The sequence below is a fragment of the Rhodococcus sp. NPDC076796 genome (assembly GCF_040702765.1).
Lineage (GTDB): Bacteria > Actinomycetota > Actinomycetes > Mycobacteriales > Mycobacteriaceae > Rhodococcoides.
In genome coordinates, this window is the sequence record NZ_JBFBMS010000001.1 from 247156 (window position 1) to 269670 (window position 22515).

A 22515-nucleotide genomic window follows, 5' to 3' on the forward strand; every position below is an offset into this window, starting at 1 on the left:
CGATCATCTAATATCTCGATTGTCGAGATACTTGGGAGGTTCAGTGAGTCGGATCGGTGACAGCCCCGCAGCTGAGGAATTCTTTTCGGCCTACGACCGTGTGCTGGCGAAGTGGCCGCTACTCATCGACACCATCGACGTCGAATCCGACTACGGCACAACCCGAGTCAACGCCTCCGGCCCCCTCGACGAACCTCCGGTGGTACTGCTGCCCGGCGGCGGAGCGACCTCGACCGTCTGGTTCGCCAACGTCGCGGCCCTGGCCCGCGGCAACCGGGTCTTCGCAATCGACCCGATGGGTGAGCCCGGGCGAAGCGTGGTCGGTCGCAAACCGATCCGCACAGTCGATGACCTGATGTGCTGGCTCGATCAGGTTCTCGAAACCCTCGAGGTCACGCGGACCTCGGTCGTCGGACATGGGTACGGGGCAACGGTGGCACTTGAGTACGCGCTGCAACGGCCGGAGCGAGTCGGCACACTCGCCCTACTGGATCCCCCTTCGCGTTTCGCCGGCATGCGCCTGGCGTATCTTCTGCACGCGGTGCCTATTCTGGTGCGACCGACTCGCGAACGAATGCGTTCTCTGATCCGGTGGGAAACGCAGAACGCGCCGCTCGACGCCGACTGGCTCGATCTCACCGAGCGAGGCGCCGACTTCCCGTCTGCGAAACCAGTGGTTCCACGCCGCCCCACAGGGAATCGATGGGCGACGCTGTCCGCGGACGTCACCATCGTTTTTGCCGGCGAGAGTAAGGTGCACAACAGTTTTCGCGTTGCCGACGCTGTCGGGAAGGTTCTCCCGAACGCACACACCGTCGTCCTGACAGGCTGCAGCCACCACATGTTGCCGATGCTGCCGGCCGGAGAACTCGATGCCGTGCTGATGAGTGCCCTGAGCTGACACCTATCGTCTGATTGCCGCGAGCTGTATCCGAAGCAGTGATCGAGAAGGCGGGAACCCGCTGTTCTCGTTTACAACACTGGATTCATGTGAACTCCGGTCCCCGCACGATCGTACGGACTTGCAATGCTTTCGTGACACCGAACTTCACCTGACCCGATCCGAGCGGACGGTCGTGAACCGCGGCCTACAGGGGCAGAGCCACACGGACCAACGGCTGGACCGCGTCTCAATCGGGGCGGAATGCTCGGTTCGACTGCGCTCCTGCGCGTTTGACGGTGTCGGACTTCTCGCACTCGTAGCCGGCGAATACGTAGCTCTACACCGGTGGCGTGTTCGGCGTCGTCCTCGTGCTGTCGTCGATTCTGGTGGTGTGCGGCGCTGTTGATCGGCGGTGTAGTGATCGTCACTTCTCGCAACGACAGCTCTTCCGACGAAACCACCAGCAGCGCAGAGCTTTCCGGCTCAAACAACTGCGACCACAATGATCGACGCGTCATACCGACGCCGCGGTTGCGTCGATGACCCGTCCGAGCTGGAGGGGTGCTTCGATGTGAGCGAGATGACCGTTGCCGTCGAGCTGATGAATGCGCGCGGTCGGGATTCGGCTACTGATCCGATCGAATGATGTGCCGTACGGTTCGATCGAACGGTTGTGTTGGCCGATGATCAGGTCGACTCGCTCGACTTTTCCGGCCAGAACATCGGGCGGATGCGATGCGTCGAGCGCACTCAACTCTGCGTGCAGCGGTTCAGCGAGCTCGCACAGCGCCTTCCACTGCCCCTTGTCGGCCCGCAGGACATCGACGTGTTCGGCGGAGAAGCCGGAGATGTCGACGTTGACAATTTCGACACTCCTCCCCCGATTGCTCTGTGCTGCTGCGTCTTTCAAGTCAGACAATGCGTGTCGAGCAAAAGGCGGGATGACAGGTTCGTATGCGATGAGGTGCTCGACCGGATGTTCGTCTGCGGCGAGCAACGCGATCAGTCCGCCGTAACTCCACCCGAAGATGCTGACCGGCTCGGGAATCGTGCCCAGCACCCGCAGAAGATCGTCTACCTCGACGCCGATCGAGTAGTCAGCGGTTAGTGGCCCCGAAGGCCGTCGGCCTCGTCGATTGACGACGGAAACTGAGGGCCACGCCTTCACCGATCGCGCCACCGAGGACCAGGATTGAGCATCGCTCATCACCCCGGGGAGGATGAGAAGGCCTGGCAGGTCCGGGTTCCCGTAGACATCGACATTGACCCAGCTACCGCCGGACACGGGCACCGATTTCTGCATCGTTCGCTCCATATGGCAATTATGAAGCAATCGCTCTAAAATGCAACGATGGCAACACCGTCACGTGGCAGGCCCTCGGCGTTCGACCGCGATCTCGTACTCCTGGCTGCTGCGCGGCTATTTTGGCGACACGGATTTTCCGGTACATCCACACGCGCACTCACCGATGCAACCGGCCTATCGACGTCGAGCCTGTACGCAGCCTTCGGCAGCAAGGCAGGATTGTTCGAGGAAACCGTCCGCACTTACACCGCCCCCTATCGCGACATCTACACCCGTGCAGTCGGTCTCGACTCGATCGCTGCGGTGATCGAGTCGATTCTGACGGACTCGGTTCTCGAGTTCACCGCCCCGTCCGAGACTCATCCCGGGTGTTTCGTGAGCAGTGCGGTCACGAACGACAGCGCTGACACGTTGGACGCCGCGCAATACATCTCCGAACTGCACCGCGGGAACGAACGCACGCTACTTACGCGAATCGAACACGCCATCGACGCGGGGGAACTACCAGTCGAGACATCGGCTCACGCAATCGTCGGATATGTCCAAGCGGTCTGGCACGGGCTCTCTGTCCAATCCCGAAACGCGGTGCCGCGGCACGCACTGATCTCGACTGCCAAGCTGGCCGCATCCTCCATTGTCGAGTACTGCAGGACCGAAAGCCGCGCAAAGGCATGACGGAAGACTGCCAGCCAAGTGCGGCAAACACAGTGAGGCGGTCCTGAGGGAGACCGATGTGCTCGAGCTCGACATCCTTGCGCTGCTGCAGAGTCCGGAGGCGGTCGCCGCGTTCGACCCCTACGCCCCTCTCATCACCGCGCGGACCGGGCCGCGGTTCGCACCCCTCCGCTCCCCTGTCGACATCACTCGGCTGGAGGCGTTCGGGGCGCTCTCGACGACAGGACGCAGTCACAGAACCTGCTCGACATGGGAAACAATGGCCGCCGGGGTGGCCCGCGGAGACGTCTCCATTATTGCGTTCACCGACCGCCTCGCGCGGTACGGTGACCGCGGGGATCGGTGCGGCTCGAAAAGAATATCGGGGGATCATGACTTTGTTCGGTGTGCTCGATCGCGTATTGACTCAACGACTGCCCCTGGAGCCTCCGGACGATCCCTATGCCGCGATCCTTCCGACCCCGATCGACAACGACGCATTCTTCCTCACCCCTCCCGGCATCGAGGACCTCGCACCCGGTTCGGTGATCCGGCAGCGCACGAACCGCGGTCTGGTACCCCGGCCGCGAACCGCCCTGCATCAGTTCATGGTTCGATCGACCGACGCGCGGGGTCTTCCCGCCGGCGTCACCGCCTCGCTGCTGATCCCGAAACGGCCGTGGACCGGACGCGGACCGCGGCCCGTCGTCGCCCACAACGTGGCCATCGATTCACTCGGAGCCAAGAGCACGCCGTCGTACCGGCTCGTGCACGGTGTCGGTGCCGACCTCCCGCCGGTGATGCCGCTCTGGCTCGCCCGCGGATACGCCGTCCTCGTCGCCGATCACCAAGGCCCGCGGATGTCGTACTCCGAAGGCACGATGGCCGGGCATGCCGTCCTGGACTCGCTACGCGGAATGACGGTCGTCGTCCCGGAGCTCGCCGACAGCCCAGTGGTGGCCTACGGCTACAGCGGCGGCGCGATCGCCACCACGTGGACGGCGCAGCTGCAGCCGAGGTACGCGCCGGACGTGAGGTTGGCGGGTGCCATCGCCGGTGGAACGCCCACCGACTTCTCGATGCTGCTGGACACCATGAACGGCACCATCGCGGCCGGTCTGCTGGGTGCGGCGACCATGGGCCTCGCGCGTGAGCACCCCGAGATGGTGGAATTGTTCGGCCCGAAGGCGCTGCTGTTGGCGTCCTGGGTGAAGGACATGTCCGTCCTCCCCCTGGCCTTGGGCGGGTTGGCACGCATGCGAATCGAGGACTTGGCGTCCGAGCCCGACCCGTTCGACTCCGACATCGCGCGGCGGGTGATCGCCGCGAACCGTCCGGGTGCGGACGCGCCCTCGGCACCGGTCGCGTTCTTCCACGGTTCCGCGAGCAAGATGATCGGCGATCGCTTCATCCCCGAAGCCGGCGTGACTGCCCTGATCGAGCAGTGGCGCAGCAAGGGTGCCGACGTGCACTACGAGCCCGTGGCTGGCGACCACTTCATCGGTGCCATGACTGGACTTCCGTTCGTGTTGCGATGGACTGCGAAGCAATTCGCGATCAACGGTTCGGGTTAGCTCCCCGCCCGCCGAGTTCGGCGTGATAGGACTGCATCGCGTCGATCATGGCGATGAATACTCTATGCGCCGCGGCGAGGTCGCCGTCCGGGAGTTGGTTAAGGGCAGCGGGGCGAAGTTCAGGAGGAAGCCGAATCAAGCCCCGCGCTTACGTTCGGGAAGCGTCGTGGAGTTGTACCAAATCGGAACCCGATGGGCCGAGCCAGAGCCTAGTCCTTGCCCAGTTGGGCACGAATTAGGCGCAGGCCGCGTGCTCGTCGGGTCGCCGGTCTGCTCGTGCGAGGTGCACCATCACCGGACTCATGCGCGTCGACGCTGCGACGCGGTGGTCTACACGCCACCGATGATTGCCGACTGCACCGACAGCAGCTCAGACGTCCGGGCTCGGTAGGGTAGTCGCCGATGCATCCCGGTAAGCACGTTCCGACGAGTGGCGGATTTCGGCGTCCCAGTCGGCACATCGTCGCTGCATAAGACCCAGAGAAGGCCGACCGACGACCTCATTCAGGATTGACACTTTCCCTGTATGCTTACCGCTAAGCACAAGACAGAAGCAGGGGAAAGAAATGGCCACGAACGAAGAAATGGCAGACAAGGGCAGCAAGGGCGGACGTGCCCGGGCTACCAAGCTGACGTCGACCGAGCGCAGCAAAATTGCACGCGATGCTGCTCAGGCAAGATGGAATGCCGATACACCACTGGCTCCACACGTCGGCGAGTTGGTGATCGGCGAAACCAAGTTGCTGTGCGCTGTCCTCGAAAACGGGACGCGCCTGATCAGTCAATCGACACTGCTGGAAGCTCTCGGCCGGAGCCGAAGCGCCAAGTCCGACCAAGGTGTGACTGTCCTGCTGGCCGCAAACCTTAGGCCATTCATTTCGCCAGATCTAAACGCCCAGATGCAGAATCCAGTTGCGTACCGTACCCGACCGACCGGCGGCCGAGCATTTGGCAGCAGGGCCCTCGGCTATCCGGCTGAACTTTTGCCTCAGATTTGCGACGTGTATCTCGACGCCCGAAACGAGGGCATTCTGCAAAAAAATCAGGAGCCCGCGGCTCTGGCCGCAGAGATCCTGATGCGAGGCCTCGCCCGAGTCGGCATCGTCGCACTCGTAGACGAAGCAACCGGCTACCAGGAGACCCGCGCCAAAAACGAACTCGCGCAGATCCTTCGGGCCTATGTCGCGGAAGAGCTACGGCCGTGGATGAAACGTTTTCCCGACGAATTCTTCAAGCAGATCTACCGAATGCAGGGATGGGAGTTCAAAGAAGGGAACTCTAAACGCCCCGGCTATGTCGGCATGCTGATCAACAAGTACATCTATGAGCAGTTGCCTGAAGGTGTGCTCGAAGAGATCCAGCGGATGAACCCCTCCAACGACAAGGGCAACCGCTCCCACAAGCACCACCAGTACCTCACGGAGGGGACCGGAAACCTCCACCTCGACCGACAGATCTCGACTGTGACCACGCTGATGCGTATCTCCGACGACAAGCATCAGTTCGAGTCGATGTTCGACAGGGCGTTCCCGCCGGCGACGCCGAAGCTGCCCCTCGTGATTGACGTCGACGGCGAGGAGCGTCCATTCTGAAAGGCGCGAAGCTGGTGTATTGACCGGCTTCGCGGGTGTCGATCGAACGGATGACTTCTGTAGCGTCTTGCGGCATGGCATCGAACCCTGAATTCGAAGCGATCATGGCGGAAAACAAGGCGAAACTCGATCCGCAACTTGCCATTAACCGGGTCATCTACGGCAGCCTCAACCCGCAGACGAGAACTATTGGGACCGCGAGAAGGTAGTCCGCGTACAGCGGCATCCGCGCCGCCGAGAACGCGGGGCTGGAGGTCGGAGACCTGGCTTCACGACCGGCCCCGCCAGAACCGACGGCTCCCCTGCCGTGCGATGCACGATCCACATACGCCGAACCAAGGACCGCAAGAACGGGCAGTGGGTATCGAGCACCCCTAAGTCCCGAAAGTCTCGACGTACGGTGCCGCTGCCGACCTGGCTCGCGGAACGGATGCGGGCGTACCTCACGGAACACCACCCGAGAGCCAACGAACCGACCGCACCGCTGTGGCCGTCGCGGAAGAACGGGGGTGGATACCGCGCGCCGCGAACGCTACGCGGTACCGCTGGACTGATCGCAGCCGTTGGCGATGGGAGCGTTCTACGACACGATCTTCCGACCGGCGTTGGTGGCCGTCGGCCTACCGGCGAGCGCCCCAGCAAACGGCGCGACCCCGGCCACTCGCGGGGTCCGACTCCACGACCTCCGCCACACGTTCGCCACGATGCAGTTGATGGCCGGGACCCATTTCATGCAGGTATCAAAGTGGCTGGGACACAGTACATTCACGCTGACCCTCGACACGTACGGCGATTGGATCCCCGAGGAGGACGGCGGCGCGGGCATCACCTTCCCGAGCCAACCACCGTCCCGACGGAACCCAATGCCCAGCCGTCGAACGACGTACCGCTATTCGGCAAGAGGTCGGGCTAGTCTGATTTCTCAGGTATCTGCCGAATACGATCTCCGGCCCGAACCGTCATGTCGCGCGGCTGAGAGCCATCGTCGTCAAGGTCCGCTGGGAACGTCTCATACATTTCTCGACGCGGCCCGAACACCTCAGAGAGTGTGGTCGAACCAAAGCCACCCTGACCGCCGACGAAGTGAGTCTCGTATGTCTTGGCTATTGCGGCTCGCGAATATAATTCTTCAACTTCGACGCGAGTCTTCTCGTACGGAATTTCCTCGATCACTTCGCCGGTCTCTGGATCCAGAATCTCCTCTCCCTCTCTGGATAAGATCTGAAATCGCATTCCCAACTCAACGTCATCGTCTTGTCCGCGGTTGATCACTACACTTCTCGTTGACGTCACTTTCGCCACAGATCCAATAATCAGACCTTGTGAATCAATCTTTTCACTCAAGACGCACCCGCATTCCTACTGTCGTTATAGCTTCTGACCGATTGATGCACCTTGCTCAGCTCGTCGTCAACGGCAACTGGAGCGAACCGACGCCAGTCCGTGATTGAGTCACCAGTGTTGTCGAAGACCAACTTCGCCGTCTCCTGAACCCGATGCAACCGAGAACGCAAATCCGCAGCGGTCCCATCCCTCTCCATCGCTGTCTCCTGGATGCGGCCTAGCCCATCCAGAGACCTAAAGATACGCACAGCCGCCGATCTGGCGATAGTCTCGGTCATATCTTCCCTATGCCGTTCATCTACAGCGCGGCGAGCGGCCTGATGCTGTTGCATGAGAAGCGAAATTATCCAACCTGCAGCGACGGAAAGTAACGTCAGCAGGACCGTAAGCGTGTAGCTTTCTTTCGGAGTCTGTCCATCGCCAGAACTCAAGAGCAATCCTGCTACGAAGGTTCCTACCGCTGCCAACGTAATGACCGTCGCTAAGCGAATCGACCACCGCGGGATACGCTCAGCTTGGGGCTGTTCCCCGTTGTCGTCACTCACAGTGCAATCATACCGACCGACACCGATATTTCTCCGACGCGACTAGGTTGAGCTTCATCGGAGCCGCCAGGTTCGACTGCATTCAAGAACCTTTGACGAGAGTCACCCGTCACAGGGTGACTGGCTGACGCTCCGAGTGCTCCTTACCATTCTCTGTCCAAGTAAATACAACGATCGACTGTTCCGCCATGCCCATTCGCAATCCCATCAACCAGTTTAGGGAAGCAAGCGGTGGCAGATCGACTGGCGAGTCGTCCTGACGATAGACGTGTTCGCGTAGACCATCTCCAAAATCAATAGTGAGCGCCTCCGCGGTTACTGTCTGAGACTTGTTCTCGACGACAACCGATGCACGGGTCGTGAACTTCGGCGCACCCTTCTTGTCGATGCCTGTCTGTTCGCGTCTCTTCTCTATCGTCAGGCGGGGAACGGCATGTTCTCCCTTCCTCACGACAGACGGCGCGCCAAGCCCCATCTCGGTTACGTCATCCTCAAGAGCGTTTCGGACTTTGAAAGCTAAGTCATTTAGGTCGGTGTAGACGCCCAACAAGCCCTTGGATTGCATTTCGGCTCGAAACTTTTCGAGCCGCGCAAACTCTGTCGCGTCAAACTTGCTGCGATCGATCGGTTCGTCCGAGAAGTAGACGTGTACCGGCTTGCCCGCATCGGCAGCCCGCTCGATTTCCTCTGCCGTTCCCGACACTGCAGAGTCGGTCTCCTGCCCGAGGCGGCTGTCAAATAAAGCAATCACCACGTCGGCCTTGTCAACCAACTGCGAGTTGATGACGCTTTGCCCACCGCTCGCGCTGATCTGAGGGACTGAATCCGTCTTCCAGAATCTCGGCAGCAGAATGGTTTGGGCACCAGGAGCACGGCTCGCATTCCAGCCGTGCGAGGCGTCCTTAACGGTAGCCACCTCCTCGGCTGTGTCGCCGGGAGTCGAGATCATTACTTCAAGTACGTGCGCGTCAAATGCCATCCCGGAACCATACCGACCGGCACCGACACAAACCCGGTTTCGGTCGATCAGCCCGCACCTCACGGCCTTTTCACGGCCCTACGAGAGTTGGGAAGCGAACCTAACCTGAAAATTCCGACTCTGACCTGCGAAAACAAGGTGCCCCCAGTCGGACTCGAACCGACACTGTGCGGATTTTAAGTCCGCTGCCTCTGCCAATTGGGCTATAGGGGCCGTACTGCAGTCAGATCTTGATCGACATCGCGATTCCGTCGAGGATGTCGTGCTCACTGACGGTCAAAGAGCTTACGGCACCGCGTCGCTCGAATTCCTCGGCCAACACGCTGCACACAATTGCTCCGCCGCCGATGACGTCGACCCGACCGGGATGCATGGGGCCCAACGCACTTCGCTGTGTATGCGTCATGCCGATCAGTCGCTGGCACACCTCGAAGAGCTGATCGAACGGCACTCGCGAGAGGTGCACTTCGTCGGCGTCGTACTCGGGCAGTTCCTTGGCAATAGCCGCGATGGTGGTCATCGTGCCGGCCACCCCCACCCAGCTCGACGCGTCGCCGATCGACACTTCCTCGAATGCCTCGGCCAACTTCTCGCGGGCGTACTCACGTGCACCGTTGATTTCGTCGGCGGTGGGCGGGTCCGAATGCAGGAATCGTTCGGTCAGGCGCACACAGCCGATGTTCGCCGAGAACGCAGACTTGACGCCCTTGGCGTCGCCCAGTACCAGTTCGGTGGAGCCGCCGCCCAGATCGACGACGACGAAAGGTCCTGCGGCAGCGTCGAGTTCACCGACGGCACCAGCGAAGGACAACCGCGCCTCTTCGTCACCGGTGATCACCTCGGCCTCGGCACCGGGGATGACTTTACCGAGTACCTCGCGCACCATCGAGAAGAAGTCCTCCCGATTGGACGCATCTCGGGTGGCCGAGGTGGCGACCATCCGCACCGCGGTGGCCCCGGTCTTGCGAATGATCTCCGCGTACTCCACCAATGCCACCCGGGTGCGCTCGATCGCCTCGGGCACGAATGCTCCGGTTGCGTCGACGCCTTGCCCGAGCCGCACCACTCGCATCTCGCGCGAGACGTCGGCGAGCGACTTACCGTTGTTGTCGGCGACGAGCAGGCGGATCGAGTTGGTGCCGCAATCTATTGCTGCAACCCTGGTCATTGTTTCTCCGCACGTAGTTCTTCGATGGTCGGCCAATCGGCCGGAATTGCCTTGCCGCGCAACGAGTTCTCGGCTGCCAACGCAACCGACTCGTCACCCAGCGGGTTGACTCCCGGCCCCTTGGCCAACGAATGCGCGATGAGCACGTGCAGGCACTTGACGCGATCGGGCATACCGCCGCCGGTGAAATCCGTTCCGAGAGATTCGATCTCGTCACGCTCGGCCAGATACGACTGATGGGCGCGCAGGTATGCCGCAGCCAATTCGGGATCCGTACCGAGACGCTCGGTCATCTCCCGCATCACCCCGGCCGATTCCTGGCGACTGGCCTCGGCCGTCAGCCGCGGATCCGTCAGATAGAACAGGGTGGGAAAAGGCGTGCCGTCGGGCAGCTTCGGGGCGGTTTTCACCACACCCGGCCTGCCGTCCGGAGATCGGTACGCGATCTCGAGTACGCCACGCGGTTCACGTCCGAGCTGCGATGCGACCGCATCGAGATCTTCCTGCGAGACTGCCGAGGAATTCACCCGACCGGTCCTCCTTCTGGTTCTGGCACCGGCGGCGGGGCCGGTGCGGGTTCTGGCTGTACGAGAGGCATCGGTGCGGACGTCGGCTCGGGGGGCTCATCCGAGCCCTGCGGCTGGACCGCGGTGTTCCACAATTCGGTGAACCACGGTCCCGTCGGAGTGTCGTCCACCGCGAGGTCCTCGGAGCTCGGCGAGTAGTCGCCGGGCAACTGCACCTGATACGGCGTCTCCCCCGGCATGACGAAACGCAGTCGTTCGCGAGCGTCGGCCGCAATGCGGGACGGCTCGTCGAGTTGAGACTTCTGAACCTGCAGGCGGCTTACGTCGTCTTCCAGCGCCTGCCGTTCGGCCAGCACGGACTCGAGCTCGCTGCGTTGCGAGAAGTAGGTGCGCAGCGGCACCGCCAGCGTCAACGCCAGCGCACACACCACGACACCGAGGACGACGGCTCGACCGGTGGACAGTCCGAAGAACGTCCGCTCGGGCATCTTGGGTCGACGAACTCCGACGCGCCGGGGCGCAGCCTTGCCGCCGACCACCGCGTCGCGCACCTGGTCCGAGGGTTCCGGTGGGGTGGCCTGCCGGCCGGAGGCGTTCTCGTCGCGAGAGACGCCCCCGGCCTTGGACCGACTCGAAGAGGAGGAACGGCCACGGGGTCGGGGATCACGTCCACCTGGACTGGTCCCGGACCTGCCGCGCCGTGCCATCATCACTCTCCACTTCGTGTCATACGAGCCTGTTCGCTATCCCTCGTAATTGAACCGGGGGAAAGACAACTCGCCGGCGTAACGCGCCGCGTCGCCGAGAGCTTCTTCGATACGCAGCAACTGGTTGTACTTGGCCACGCGCTCGCTTCGAGCCGGAGCACCGGTCTTGATCTGGCCGCTGCCGACGGCAACTGCCAGGTCAGCGATGGTGGTGTCCTCGGTCTCGCCGGACCGGTGGCTCATCATCGTCTTGTAGCCGTTGCGGTGCGCCAGATCCACGGCGTCGAGGGTCTCGGTGAGCGTGCCGATCTGGTTGACCTTGACCAGCAGCGCGTTGGCCGCACCCTTGACGATGCCGTCTTCGAGACGCTCGGGGTTGGTGACGAACAGGTCGTCGCCGACGATCTGCACCTTGTCGCCGATGGCCTCGGTGAGCGCAACCCAGCCGTCCCAGTCGTTCTCGTCGAGCGGATCCTCGATGGAGACCAGCGGGTAGGCGTCGACGAGCTCGCCGTAGAACGCCGACATCTGCTCGGCGGACTTGGTCTCACGCTCGAAGGCGTAGCCGGTGCCCGCGGTGTAGAACTCGGTGGCCGCCACGTCGAGAGCGAGCGCCACGTCCTGCCCCGGCTTGAGGCCGGTCTTGCCGATGGCCTCGAGGATGAGATCGAGGGCAGCCTTGGTGCCGGCGAGGTCGGGAGCGAAGCCGCCCTCGTCGCCGAGGCCGGTGCCCAGGCCCTTGGCCTTGAGCACGGACTTGAGTGCGTGGTAGACCTCCGCACCCCAGCGCAGCGATTCCTTGAACGTGGGTGCGCCGATGGGGGCGATCATGAATTCCTGCACGTCGACGCCACTGTCGGCGTGCGCGCCACCGTTGATGATGTTCATCATCGGAACGGGGAGGATGTGTGCGTTGGGGCCACCGAGGTAACGGAAGAGTTCGAGTCCAGTGGACTCGGCAGCGGACTTGGCGACGGCAAGCGAGACACCGAGCAGGGCGTTCGCGCCGAGGCGAGACTTGTCCGGAGTGCCGTCCAGATCCAGCAGGGCCTGGTCGACGGTGCGCTGCTCGATGGCGTCCAGACCGATGACGGCAGGCGCGATCTCGTCCAGCACAGCATTGACGGCCTTCTCGACACCCTTGCCGCCGTAGCGGTCTCCGCCGTCACGAAGCTCGACGGCCTCGTGCTCACCGGTGGATGCACCGGAGGGAACGGCGGCGCGACTCAGCGTCCCGTCGTCCAATGCGACCTCGACCTCGATCGTGGGGTTGCCACGAGAATCGAGGATTTCGCGCGCTCCGACCTGCTCAATGATGGCCACGAATGCTTCTCCTATAAACGGGTACCGACGGACTGTGCCGGGTGCAAGACTAGCCGCTCCCCTGTCCTGCCCGCGATGCATGGAGGTCCTACGGCCTGGTGCCCACCGAGTACGCGGCCGCACGATCGCGCACATCCCGCAGATACTGACCCGACAAGTTGTAGGCCATCAACGCCGTCTCCCAGCCCTGCGCGGTCCGCAGATCACCGCCGCGCGCGCACAGGTATCGCGCCGCGGTGAGCGCCGCGTCGTCGATGTTGTCGGGATCGGCGACGCCATCGCCGTTGGCGTCGACGCCCCATTTCTTCCACGTCTCGGGAATGAACTGCATGGGGCCCATCGCCCGATCGAACTCGGTGTCCCCGTCCATGACACCGCCGTCGGTGTCGGGAATCTCGGCGACGCCCGGTCCGCCGTCGAGTGGGATGCCGCGGATCGGCGGCGCAACGAGACCGTCGGGTGCCACCGACGAACCCTGGTAGGTGCCGTGGCGACTCTCGATGTATCCGATGCCGGCGAGGGTTGTCCATGCGATTCCGCAGTCGGCATCCGTCTCGGTCATGATCGCCGCAGCGTGCCCGTACGACGCAAGGGCGGTCACCGATATGCCCAGCGCGTCGGTCTGCGGTTCGGCCCAGGCGAGCAACAGGTCGGCTGTCCGTCCGGGCGCGTTGAAGTCGATGGCCGGCACTTCGGTGCCGGGCCCGGGCGGGATGCCCTCGGGAATCTCGCGCTTCGGTTCGCCGGTACCGCACGCCGTCAACGCGAGGAGGACCGACGCTGTGGCGAGCACGCAGATACGGGAGATCACCACTCCATCCTGCACACGCAAGGTAATAGAAAGCTAAAGACCGAGATAACCCCTGGTCAACGCGTATTCGGGCCGGGTTGCAGGGTGTATGTTTTGGTCAGCCTTCACACATGAGGGTCGCCTACCCTTTGCGAGGGCAGGCGTACCAATGTTCGACGCCCCACAGGAGCACCACCCGTGTCCACAGTCGTTCTCGCCGCCGGTTCTGCGCCGTCGATCGCCACCCAGATGTTCGGCAGTGGCCTGATCGGCCTGCGCGAAGGGCTCGAGACCGGCATCGTCGTGATGATCCTCGTCGCGTTCCTCGTCAAAGCCGATCGACGCGACGCGCTCAAGTGGGTCTGGCTCGGAGTCGGCATTGCCGTCGCCATGGTCGCCGCCATCTTCTTCGTGATCCACTACGGCACGTCCACCGTCACCGGACTGACCGCCGAAATCATCGCCGGAGCAGCATCGCTCGTGGCCGTCGTCATCGTGACCGCCATGGTGCTCTGGATGCGCACCGCCGCGAAGAACATCTCCGGCGAACTGCGGGCGAACATGGAGAGGGCGCTGACCGTCGGGCCGGCCGCAGTACTGGCTTTGGCGTTCTTCGCCGTCGGCCGCGAAGGCGTCGAAACCGCATTGCTCATGGTCGGCTACGCAGAGAACACCAACGGCAGCCTGTGGCCACTGCTCGGACTCCTGCTCGGCATCGTCGTTGCCGCCGTGCTGACGGTGTTCCTGTACTTCGGTGCCGTCCGCATCAACTTCGCCGTGTTCTTCAAGTACACCGGCATATTCCTCATCGTGGTCGCCGCCGGAATCCTCGCCTACGGCATCCGCGCACTGCAGATCGGCGGCATCCTGCCTGGCGGCAGCGCAGTCGCCTTCGACATCACCGCACACTTCGACGCCTCGAGCTGGTACGGCACCGTGCTCGCCGGCATCTTCAACTTCCGGCCCGAACCCACTGTGTTCCAAGCGATCGCGTGGGTGCTCTACATCGTGATCGTCCTCTACCTCTTCCTCCGCCCGGTCCGCGTTCCCGCGACTCCCGAGCCTGCTCTGCAATCCACCTGAAAGGCACCACCACAATGCGTCGAACCACCTACGCTCTGGCCGCCGTCGCGGTTCTGCCGATGGCTCTGGCCGGATGCACCGAGAAGTCCTCCACCGAGGCCGCGTCGGGCGATATCACCGTCACCGCAACCGACTCCTCCTGCGACGTCAGTGCGTCCGAGGGCACCACCGGCAACTCGACATTCCAGATCACCAACAACGGCAGCAAGGTCACCGAGTTCTACGTCTACGGCGAAGGCGACCGCGTCATGGGTGAGGTGGAGAACATCGGACCCGGCCTGACGCGTCAGCTCATCGTCGCCCTGCCCGATCCCGGCACGTACCAAACCGCCTGCAAGGCAGGCATGGTGGGCGACGGCATCCGCGCCGATTACGTCGTCACCGGAGACTCGGTGCGCACCGCCGACGAGGACGGACTCCTCGCCGAGGCCGCATCCGGCTACAAGCGCTACGTCGTCAGCCAGATCGACGCACTGCAGGACACCACGTCCTCGTTCGTCGCCGCCGTCAAGAGCGGAGACGTCGACGCGGCCAAGGCTCAATTCCCCATTGCGCGTAGCTATTACGAGCGCATCGAGCCCGTCGCCGAGAGCTTCCCCGACGACCTCGACCCACGCATCGACCTGCGTGAGCCCGACGTGGAGCCCGGAGCCGAATGGACCGGCTTCCACCGCATCGAGAAGGACCTGTGGACGCAGGGTCTGCAGCCCGACACGAACGCGATGGCCGATCAGCTCGAGGCCGACATCACCGAGCTCGCAGACAAGATCAAGGCCGACGACTTCACCATCGACCCGATCCAGGTGGCCGGCGGCGCACAGGGATTGCTCGACGAGGTCGCCAAGACCAAGATCAGCGGCGAAGAGGACTTCTTCTCGCACACCGACCTGTGGGACTTCCAGGCCAACGTCGACGGCTCGCAGGCCGCTATCGCCGCCGTCCGTCCGATCCTCGACGAGCGCAACGCCGAACTGGGCACTGCCATCGACGCGCGCTTCGCCGAACTCGATGCCGAACTCGCCAAGTACCGCAGCGGCGACGGCTTCGTCTTCTACGACACCGTGACCGAACCGCAGCGCCAGGAACTGTCCAACAAGATCGACGCATTGTCCGCCGAAGTGAGCCAGGTGCAGGGTGTCGTTGCCGGACAATAAGACCGGGCAGTTCTCCCGGCGGCGACTCTTCGGTGCCGTCGGGACCGGTGCTGCGCTCGTCGGAGTCGGGGCCATCGCGGGACACGCGACGGCCTCGGGAGCCGAGGTGCCGTCGGATGTGGTCGACTTTCGCGGAGACCACCAGGCCGGAATCGTAACCCCGGCGCAAGATCGCATGCACTTCGTCGCCTTCGACATCACCACCGATTCTCGTGACGAATTCGTTGCGCTGCTGAAGAAGTGGACGCTGATGGCCGAACGCCTCACCAAGGGTGAGGAGACGTTCGACGGCGGCGCGGTCGACGGTGGCGAGTACAACGTGCCGTCCGATACCGGCGAAGCGCTCGGTCTGACGGCGTCGTCGCTGACGTTGACCATCGGGTTCGGTCCGAGCATGTTCGATCGCTTCGACCTGGCATCGAAAAGGCCTGCGTCTCTTGCCGATCTGCAGCATTTTCCGGCCGACAACCTCGACCCGGCACGCTCGGGCGGAGACCTGTGCATCCAGGCCTGCGCCGACGACCCCCAGGTTGCTGTCCACGCCATCCGCAACCTCGCCCGCGTCGGCTTCGGCACCGTGTCGGTCAAATGGTCGCAACTCGGCTTCGGTCGCACCTCGTCCACCTCGACCACGCAGGCGACTCCGCGAAACCTGTTCGGGTTCAAGGACGGAACGGCCAACCTCAAAGCCGAGGACCCGACACTGCTGAACGACAACGTGTGGGTCTCCGCCGACGACGATCAGGAATGGATGGCCGGCGGCTCCTACCTCGTGGCGCGTCGAATCCGCATGCTCATCGAATCCTGGGACCGCACCACTTTGAAGGAACAAGAGCGAGTGATCGGGCGCAGCAAGGGAACCGGTGCGCCGCTGGGCCAGAAGGACGAATTCGACGCACTCGACTTCGAGTCCCAGGGCCCCGAGGGCACCTTCATCGACAAAGCCGCCCACGTGCGTCTGGCGTCGAAAGAGAACCTCGGCGGCGTCCAACTCCTGCGTCGTGGATACAACTTCACCGACGGATCCGACGGCTTCGGCCACCTCGACGCCGGACTGTTCTTCATCGCCTACTGCCGCGATCCACTGACCCAATTCGTCCCGATGCAACTGGCACTCTCCCGCAAGGACGCATTGAACGAATACATCCAACACGTGGGATCCGCGGTATTCGCCTGCCCACCCGGCGTCGAAGAATCGGAATACTGGGGTTCGACGCTGTTCGAGTAGACCTCCCCCGTCCGCGTCAATGGTTCACTGCATACGTCTGACCGCTGCAAGGGTTCATTCACGCAGGAACCCGGTCCGCGTGGATGGCGCACTGCATACGTCTGACCGCTGCAAGGGTCTATTGACGCGGTCGGGCGGTGAGTTCGTACGTTTGGTTCGGTCCATACGTCGTACGTCTTCGTCATCGACTTCGGGAGCACACATGGGACAGCTGGTTCGGGTACAGAATTTCACCATCTCGCGCGATGGCATCGCTGCGGGGCCAGACCAAAGTTTCGAGAGTCCGTTCGGTCTCGACCATGCAAGTCTGATGGAGTGGTGTGCGGCCACCGCAAGCTGGCCGAACCGCACCGATCCCGGCGGCAGCCGTGGTCTGGACGACTACTTCGCCCGCGACTTCAGCAACAACATCGGTGCCGAGATCATGGGCCGAAACAAGTTCGGACCTCAACGCGGACCGTGGGCCGACCACGAATGGCAGGGCTGGTGGGGTGACGAGCCGCCGTTCCACACCCCCGTCTTCGTCCTCACCCACCACGAACGACCATCGATCACGCTCTCCGACACCACGTTTCACTTCGTCGACGGCGAGCCCGCCGAGGTACTGAAGCAGGCAAAGGAGGCGGCCGACGGTAAGGACGTGCGACTCGGCGGTGGCGTCACCAGCATTCGGGAGTTTCTCGACGCCGATCTCGTCGACACCATGCACATCGCCGTCGCGCCCATCGAATTCGGCTCGGGCCTAGAGCTGTGGGACTCCCCCGACGAGCTGAACGACAGATTCGCGCACGAGGTAGTCCCCAGCAGCAGCGGCGTCACTCATCACCTGTTCTGGCGCAGGTAGCCGGTCCGGATCAATGCGGCTTTGTTGCATTCTGAGCGACTGAAACTCACATTGATCCCAACCGAGGGACGAGGGACAACTTTGGCGACGAGCGATGGGCCGCAGTTTCTCCCACCTTCGGTGGACAATTCGGCACGCGAATCACGCACTGAAAGCGCGCGTTCGCTGTCATGACCGATAGCCTGGCCGACCGGACACCACGCGCACATGAGTAGCGCTACTCGAGGGAACTGAGCAATCCCCCGCCGCGTGGATGGCGCACTGCATACGTCTGAGCGGTGCAGTGGTCCATTGACGCGTTCGCGGGGGTGTGTCAGCCCCGCAGACCCCAGTGCTCGATCCAGTCGAGGGCAGACATCTCCCCCGGTGCGATGCCCGCATTGCGGGCGGACGCCTCGGCGTTGCGGATCAGGGACGCGAAATCCAGTACCCGACGCCTCAGCAGGTCCTCGGCACTGTCTCCGCCGTGCGAGTGATCGACCCCGAGGTGTATGACGCGAAGGCCGTCAGGAATCAGCTCGTCGGGCAGACCTGCCTTGGTGGCCCGTCCGATCACTTTCTGCGCCAGTGCGAGTGACGGCTGCGACAGGGCAATTCCGTCGACGCAGGATCCGCGTGCCTTCTCCGATGCCTTCTTCTCTTCCCAGGCTCGCTCTTGTTCCGCGATGTCGATGGGACCGTTGCCCGTTCGACCGAGGTGCGGGCTGCGGTGGGTGAGTTTGGCGACGAGTCCCGCGGCGACGTCGTCGACATCGAATGCGTTCTCGGCGGCATCCTGCGCAATTCTGGAGTGAAAAAGTACCTGCAGCAACAGATCTCCGAGTTCCTCGCGAAGATCGTTCAGGTTACCTGCGGCGATGGCGTCGAGCAGCTCGTACGTTTCTTCCAGCAGGTACCCGCGCAACGACTCGTGGGTCTGCTGTGCTTCCCATCCGCCGAGGGTGCGCAGCCGATCCATCAACCGGACGGCCGCGATGAGGTCGTCACCGGGAAGCTTCTCGGCAGTGATGACTCGTTCGCCGCGCGCGAGCCGGTCCTGAACCTCGGGGTTGGCGGGATCGGTGCTCACCAGCACTGCGTCGACGGCGTCGGGCGCAGCGGTTCCCGAGAACAGCCACCGCACTCGCACCGGAACTTCTTCGGTGAATTGCACTGCACCGCCGAGAAATTCGACAGCATCCACCGGCACTTGTGTGGGTCGAACAGGGTCGAGCAGAACTACCGTCACCGCTACACCCCCACTGTTTGCTCCAGCAACACCGACCGAGATGGCTTCCCGTCCAAGGATAGGATGAGATCGGCGATGAACTGGACCAATTCGACGTCGCGTACGCGCGCCGCCCCCACGCCGCCACCTTCGACGCGCGGCAGCGGCAACTGCACCACCCCGGTCGTGGCCCGGTAGGCAGCACTCGGATAGAGCCGCTTGAGGCGGATCTGCTTGGAATCGGGTAGATCCATGGGAGCCAGCTTCACCTGTGTTCCGGCGACGTTGACGTCGGTCAGGCCGTATTCCTTGGCGATCAGGCGCAGCTTGGCGATCGAGACCAGGCGGCCGACCTCCTCGGGCAGCGGGCCGTACCGGTCGACGAGTTCTTCGATGACGGCGTCGATTCCCTCGGAATCGGCTGCAGCAGCGAGCTTTCGATAGCCCTCGAGACGCAACCGATCACTGGTGACGTAATCGGGTGGGATGTTGGCGTCGACGGGGAGGTCGATGCGGACTTCCTTGGGTGCCTCGTCGGTGGTGATCGGCTTTCCGTCGGCGGCCGCGCGGTACGCCTCGACCGCTTCACCGACGAGCCGCACGTACAGGTCGAATCCGACGCCTGCGACGTGGCCGGACTGCTCTGCACCCAGAACGTTTCCGGCACCACGGATTTCGAGGTCCTTCATCGCCACGGCCATACCGGCACCGAGGTCGGAGTTCTGCGAGATGGTCGCCAGCCGGTCGTAGGCGGTCTCGGTGAGCGGCTTCTCCGGCGGGTACAGGAAGTACGCGTAACCACGCTCGCGGCTGCGACCCACTCGGCCACGGAGCTGGTGCAACTGCGACAGGCCGAGCGAATCGGACCGCTCCACGATGAGCGTGTTGGCGTTGGAGATGTCGAGGCCGGTCTCGATGATGGTGGTACACACCAGCACATCGGTCTCACGTTGCCAGAACCCTTGAACGGTGCGTTCGAGTGTTTCCTCGTTCATCTGACCGTGCGCCGTCGCCACCCGAGCCTCGGGGACCAGATCGCGAATCTTCTTGGCGGCCTTGTCGATCGAGCTGACCCGGTTGTGCACGAAGAACACCTGGCCGTCGCGCAGCAACTCACGCCTGATGGCTGCGGCGACCTGCTTGTCGTTGTACGCACCCACGTAGGTGAGCACCGGGTGCCGCTCCTCGGGCGGAGTGAGGATGGTCGACATCTCACGGATTCCGGCGAGGCTCATCTCGAGCGTTCGCGGAATCGGAGTCGCAGACATCGTCAGGACGTCGACGTGAGTTCGGAGCGACTTGATGTGCTCCTTGTGCTCGACGCCGAAGCGCTGCTCCTCGTCGACGATGACCAACCCGAGGTCCTTCCAGGCGACGCCGGTCTGCAGCAAGCGGTGCGTACCGACGACGATGTCGACCGTTCCGTCGGCCAGCCCGGCCATGACCTCCTTGGATTCGGAGCCGTGAGTGAAGCGGGAGAGCCCCCTGACCGTCACCGGGAACGACGCCATCCGCGCGGTGAAGGTCTGCAGATGCTGTTGCGCCAGAAGCGTTGTCGGAACCAGCACGGCGACCTGCTTGCCGTCCTGGACCGCCTTGAACGCGGCGCGAACCGCGATCTCGGTCTTGCCGTAGCCGACGTCACCGAGAATGACGCGGTCCATCGGAACCGCCTTCTCCATGTCGGCCTTGACGTCGGTGATGGCCGTCATCTGGTCGACTGTCTCGGTGAAGCCGAACGCATCTTCCATTTCGAGCTGCCACGGGGTGTCGGGTCCGAAAGCGTGCCCGGGAGCGGCCTGACGAGCGGCGTACAGCTGCACGAGTTCGCCGGCGATCTCGCGAACTGCCTTGCGCGCCTTGCGTTTGGTGTTGGCCCAGTCGGATCCGCCGAGCTTGCTCAGAGACGGAAGCTCACCACCGACGTAGCGCGAGAGCTGATCGAGCGAGTCCATCGGGACGAACAGTCGGTCTCCGGGATGGCCACGCTTGCTGGGGGCGTACTCGACGACGAGGTATTCGCGTCGGGCACCGCCGATGGTGCGTTCGACCATCTCGACGAATCGACCGATGCCGTGCTGATCGTGCACGACGCTGTCGCCGGCGACGAGGGCGAGTGGGTCGACCTGATTGCGACGCTTCGCCGGGAGCTTGCGTCCCTCGCCCGCTGCGGCGACGCGGTTGCCGGTCAGATCGCTCTCGGTGACGACCACGAGTTTCGCGTCGGGAAACACCAGGCCGTCGTGCAACGATCCGCAGAGGACGTTCACGACGTCGGCGACCGGGACTGCACCGGAATCGAGATGTGCGGCAGGCACTTCGGCCTCGGCAAGACGTTCGATGATGCGAGTGGCGGTACCGGCACCGGCGACGGAGATGACCGCACGACCACCGGTGGCGATATGCGCTCGCAAGGTCGCGAACAGGGCCGTCAGTGCTTCCTCGGACCCCCTGACCTCCGGGACCGCATCGACGGCGAGTTCGACTTCTTCGCCGTTGCCGGAGGCGAGCGGACTGATGGTCCACCACGGACGGCCGTGCACCTGGGCCGATTCGCGAACCTGTCGAAGCGACCTGTACGCCGAAGCACCGAGATCGAGAGAAGCACCTTCGAGGCTGGACGTATCGAGGGTGGAGGTATCGAGCGGCGCAGCTCCACCGATCGATGCCGCCGTCCAGGACGCTTCGAGGAACTCCTGGCCCGTACGCACCAGATCTGTTGCGCGCGTGCGGATTCGCTCGGGGTCACAGAGCAACACGTGTGTTCCTGCGGGGAGGGTATCGGCGAGCAACTGCAACTCACCCGGCTGCAGCAAGGGCAGCAGCGCCTCCATGCCCTCCACCGGGACGCCGGCGGACAGCTTGTCGAGCATCTCGACCAACGCGGTGTCGCCGGCATTGTCGGCTGCAAGAACCGCGGCGCGGTCGCGGACGTCCTGGGTGAGAAGCAGTTCGCGGCACGGTGGAGCGATGACGAGATCGACCTCGTGATCGGGCAGCGAACGCTGATCGGAGACCGCGAACGCGCGGAGTTCGGTGATCTCGTCGCCCCAGAATTCCACGCGGACCGGGTGATCTGCCGTCGGCGAGAAGAGGTCGAGGATGCCGCCGCGGACGGCGAACTCGCCACGCTTGCCGACCATGTCCACGCGCAGGTAGCCGAACTCGACGAGTCGGTGGATCAAGCCGTCGAAGTCGATGTCCAGACCGACCTTCAAGGTCACGGGTTCGATCTCGCCGAGACCGGGCGCCATGGGCTGCACCAACGAGCGGACGGTGGTGACGATGACGCGCAGAGGATCGCCGTAATCGGTGTCGCCGGGGCGAGCGAGCCGGCGGAGTACGTCCAGTCGCTTGCCGACGGTGTCGGCGCTCGGCGAGAGTCGCTCGTGCGGCAGCGTCTCCCACGACGGGAACATCACGACGCCGCCGCCGAGGATCTGGCGGAGCTCGTCGGTGAGATCGTCCGCTTCACGCCCGGTGGCGGTGACGATCAACAGCTGGGTGTGCTGTGCGATCGCGGCCGCGACGAACGGGCGAACCGAGTGCGGTCCGATGAGCGTGTGCTCGGCGGTTCCGATCGCGTCGGCGACGGCCACCATGGACG

Annotated in this window: 19 protein-coding genes, 1 tRNA gene and 1 pseudogene; 9 read left to right on the plus strand and 12 right to left on the minus strand. The window is 63.5% G+C overall.

The features are described 5' to 3' along the window. Positions 1-43: 43 nt before the first annotated feature. Positions 44-901 (plus strand): alpha/beta hydrolase, encoded by an 858-nt coding sequence (locus tag AB0366_RS01150; RefSeq protein ID WP_366242390.1) that lies wholly within the window; start codon positions 44-46, stop codon positions 899-901. Positions 902-1397: 496 nt separating this feature from the next. On the opposite strand, the gene AB0366_RS01155 is transcribed toward AB0366_RS01150, so the two are convergent. Further along, positions 1398-2186 (minus strand): alpha/beta hydrolase, encoded by a 789-nt coding sequence (locus AB0366_RS01155; protein ID WP_366242391.1) that lies wholly within the window; start codon positions 2184-2186, stop codon positions 1398-1400. Between the two features lie 48 nt (positions 2187-2234). Between AB0366_RS01155 and AB0366_RS01160 the strand changes: the two genes are divergently transcribed. Together AB0366_RS01160 and AB0366_RS01165 are read left to right on the plus strand one after the other, a co-directional pair. Then, positions 2235-2864: a TetR/AcrR family transcriptional regulator gene (locus AB0366_RS01160; RefSeq protein WP_366242392.1), complete on the plus strand. Its 630-nt coding sequence runs from the start codon at positions 2235-2237 to the stop codon at positions 2862-2864. Between the two features lie 371 nt (positions 2865-3235). Beyond that, positions 3236-4417, plus strand: a complete 1182-nt coding sequence (locus AB0366_RS01165; RefSeq protein WP_366242393.1) for a lipase family protein — start codon at positions 3236-3238, stop codon at positions 4415-4417. Here the strand turns inward: AB0366_RS01165 and AB0366_RS01170 are convergent. Then, positions 4401-4538 (minus strand): annotated as a pseudogene (locus tag AB0366_RS01170) (MarR family transcriptional regulator); the annotation flags it as partial. The gene AB0366_RS01165 and the pseudogene AB0366_RS01170 sit on opposite strands and share 17 nt — an antisense overlap. A 445-nt stretch (positions 4539-4983) precedes the next feature. On the opposite strand from AB0366_RS01170, the gene AB0366_RS01175 reads away from it, so the two are divergent. Further along, positions 4984-6009 (plus strand): P63C domain-containing protein, encoded by a 1026-nt coding sequence (locus tag AB0366_RS01175; protein WP_366242394.1) that lies wholly within the window; start codon positions 4984-4986, stop codon positions 6007-6009. Positions 6010-6083: 74 nt separating this feature from the next. Continuing rightward, positions 6084-6218, plus strand: a complete 135-nt coding sequence (locus AB0366_RS01180; RefSeq protein WP_366242395.1) for a hypothetical protein — start codon at positions 6084-6086, stop codon at positions 6216-6218. 700 nt (positions 6219-6918) lie between these two features. Here the strand turns inward: AB0366_RS01180 and AB0366_RS01185 are convergent. The 8 genes from AB0366_RS01185 to AB0366_RS01220 all read right to left on the minus strand — a co-directional run bounded on the left by AB0366_RS01185 (position 6919) and on the right by AB0366_RS01220 (position 13413). Beyond that, positions 6919-7353 (minus strand): hypothetical protein, encoded by a 435-nt coding sequence (locus tag AB0366_RS01185; RefSeq protein WP_366242396.1) that lies wholly within the window; start codon positions 7351-7353, stop codon positions 6919-6921. A gap of 654 nt (positions 7354-8007) precedes the next feature. Beyond that, a complete protein-coding gene (locus tag AB0366_RS01190; protein WP_366242397.1) occupies positions 8008-8877 on the minus strand; it encodes a hypothetical protein in 870 nt (289 codons plus the stop codon). A 139-nt stretch (positions 8878-9016) separates the two neighbouring features. After that, a tRNA-Leu gene (locus tag AB0366_RS01195) sits at positions 9017-9090 on the minus strand. A gap of 10 nt (positions 9091-9100) precedes the next feature. Continuing rightward, positions 9101-10045, minus strand: coding sequence for a Ppx/GppA phosphatase family protein (locus AB0366_RS01200; protein ID WP_366242398.1), 945 nt, complete (start codon positions 10043-10045; stop codon positions 9101-9103). Further along, entirely contained in the window at positions 10042-10572 is a 531-nt protein-coding gene (locus AB0366_RS01205) for a DUF501 domain-containing protein (protein ID WP_032377244.1), read from the minus strand. Before AB0366_RS01205 ends, AB0366_RS01200 begins: the two co-directional genes overlap by 4 nt. Further along, positions 10569-11123, minus strand: a complete 555-nt coding sequence (locus AB0366_RS01210) for a cell division protein FtsL (protein ID WP_366242399.1) — start codon at positions 11121-11123, stop codon at positions 10569-10571. Before AB0366_RS01210 ends, AB0366_RS01205 begins: the two co-directional genes overlap by 4 nt. A gap of 192 nt (positions 11124-11315) precedes the next feature. Further along, entirely contained in the window at positions 11316-12602 is a 1287-nt protein-coding gene (eno, locus tag AB0366_RS01215; protein WP_037192069.1) for a phosphopyruvate hydratase, read from the minus strand. Between the two features lie 88 nt (positions 12603-12690). Beyond that, positions 12691-13413: a lytic murein transglycosylase gene (locus tag AB0366_RS01220; RefSeq protein ID WP_128645303.1), complete on the minus strand. Its 723-nt coding sequence runs from the start codon at positions 13411-13413 to the stop codon at positions 12691-12693. Positions 13414-13641: 228 nt separating this feature from the next. On the opposite strand from AB0366_RS01220, the gene efeU reads away from it, so the two are divergent. The 4 genes from efeU (at position 13642) to AB0366_RS01240 (ending at position 17701) form a co-directional block, all read left to right on the plus strand. After that, positions 13642-14475 (plus strand): iron uptake transporter permease EfeU, encoded by an 834-nt coding sequence (gene efeU / locus AB0366_RS01225; RefSeq protein WP_366242955.1) that lies wholly within the window; start codon positions 13642-13644, stop codon positions 14473-14475. Between the two features lie 14 nt (positions 14476-14489). Then, complete coding sequence (efeO, locus tag AB0366_RS01230) at positions 14490-15629, plus strand: iron uptake system protein EfeO (RefSeq protein WP_366242400.1); 1140 nt, start codon at positions 14490-14492, stop codon at positions 15627-15629. Further along, entirely contained in the window at positions 15610-16857 is a 1248-nt protein-coding gene (efeB, locus tag AB0366_RS01235; protein WP_366242401.1) for an iron uptake transporter deferrochelatase/peroxidase subunit, read from the plus strand. Before efeO ends, efeB begins: the two co-directional genes overlap by 20 nt. A gap of 202 nt (positions 16858-17059) precedes the next feature. After that, complete coding sequence (locus tag AB0366_RS01240; RefSeq protein ID WP_366242402.1) at positions 17060-17701, plus strand: dihydrofolate reductase family protein; 642 nt, start codon at positions 17060-17062, stop codon at positions 17699-17701. Positions 17702-18014: 313 nt separating this feature from the next. On the opposite strand, the gene AB0366_RS01245 is transcribed toward AB0366_RS01240, so the two are convergent. Together AB0366_RS01245 and mfd are read right to left on the minus strand one after the other, a co-directional pair. Further along, positions 18015-18929 (minus strand): MazG family protein, encoded by a 915-nt coding sequence (locus tag AB0366_RS01245; protein ID WP_366242403.1) that lies wholly within the window; start codon positions 18927-18929, stop codon positions 18015-18017. Between the two features lie 2 nt (positions 18930-18931). Continuing rightward, positions 18932-22510, minus strand: a complete 3579-nt coding sequence (mfd, locus tag AB0366_RS01250; RefSeq protein WP_366242956.1) for a transcription-repair coupling factor — start codon at positions 22508-22510, stop codon at positions 18932-18934. Positions 22511-22515: the final 5 nt, after the last annotated feature.

Bases quoted from the DNA above. Each gene is read 5' to 3' on its own strand.
- AB0366_RS01165 (WP_366242393.1), top strand. From the start codon at position 3,236: ATGACTTTGTTCGGTGTGCTCGATCGCGTATTGACTCAACGACTGCCC.
- efeU (WP_366242955.1), top strand. From the start codon at position 13,642: ATGTTCGGCAGTGGCCTGATCGGCCTGCGCGAAGGGCTCGAGACCGGC.
- AB0366_RS01160 (WP_366242392.1), top strand. From the start codon at position 2,235: ATGGCAACACCGTCACGTGGCAGGCCCTCGGCGTTCGACCGCGATCTC.
- AB0366_RS01180 (WP_366242395.1), top strand. From the start codon at position 6,084: ATGGCATCGAACCCTGAATTCGAAGCGATCATGGCGGAAAACAAGGCG.
- AB0366_RS01155 (WP_366242391.1), bottom strand. From the start codon at position 2,186: ATGCAGAAATCGGTGCCCGTGTCCGGCGGTAGCTGGGTCAATGTCGAT.
- AB0366_RS01200 (WP_366242398.1), bottom strand. From the start codon at position 10,045: ATGACCAGGGTTGCAGCAATAGATTGCGGCACCAACTCGATCCGCCTG.
- efeO (WP_366242400.1), top strand. From the start codon at position 14,490: ATGCGTCGAACCACCTACGCTCTGGCCGCCGTCGCGGTTCTGCCGATG.
- AB0366_RS01190 (WP_366242397.1), bottom strand. From the start codon at position 8,877: ATGGCATTTGACGCGCACGTACTTGAAGTAATGATCTCGACTCCCGGC.
- mfd (WP_366242956.1), bottom strand. From the start codon at position 22,510: ATGGTGGCCGTCGCCGACGCGATCGGAACCGCCGAGCACACGCTCATC.
- AB0366_RS01175 (WP_366242394.1), top strand. From the start codon at position 4,984: ATGGCCACGAACGAAGAAATGGCAGACAAGGGCAGCAAGGGCGGACGT.
- AB0366_RS01240 (WP_366242402.1), top strand. From the start codon at position 17,060: ATGGGACAGCTGGTTCGGGTACAGAATTTCACCATCTCGCGCGATGGC.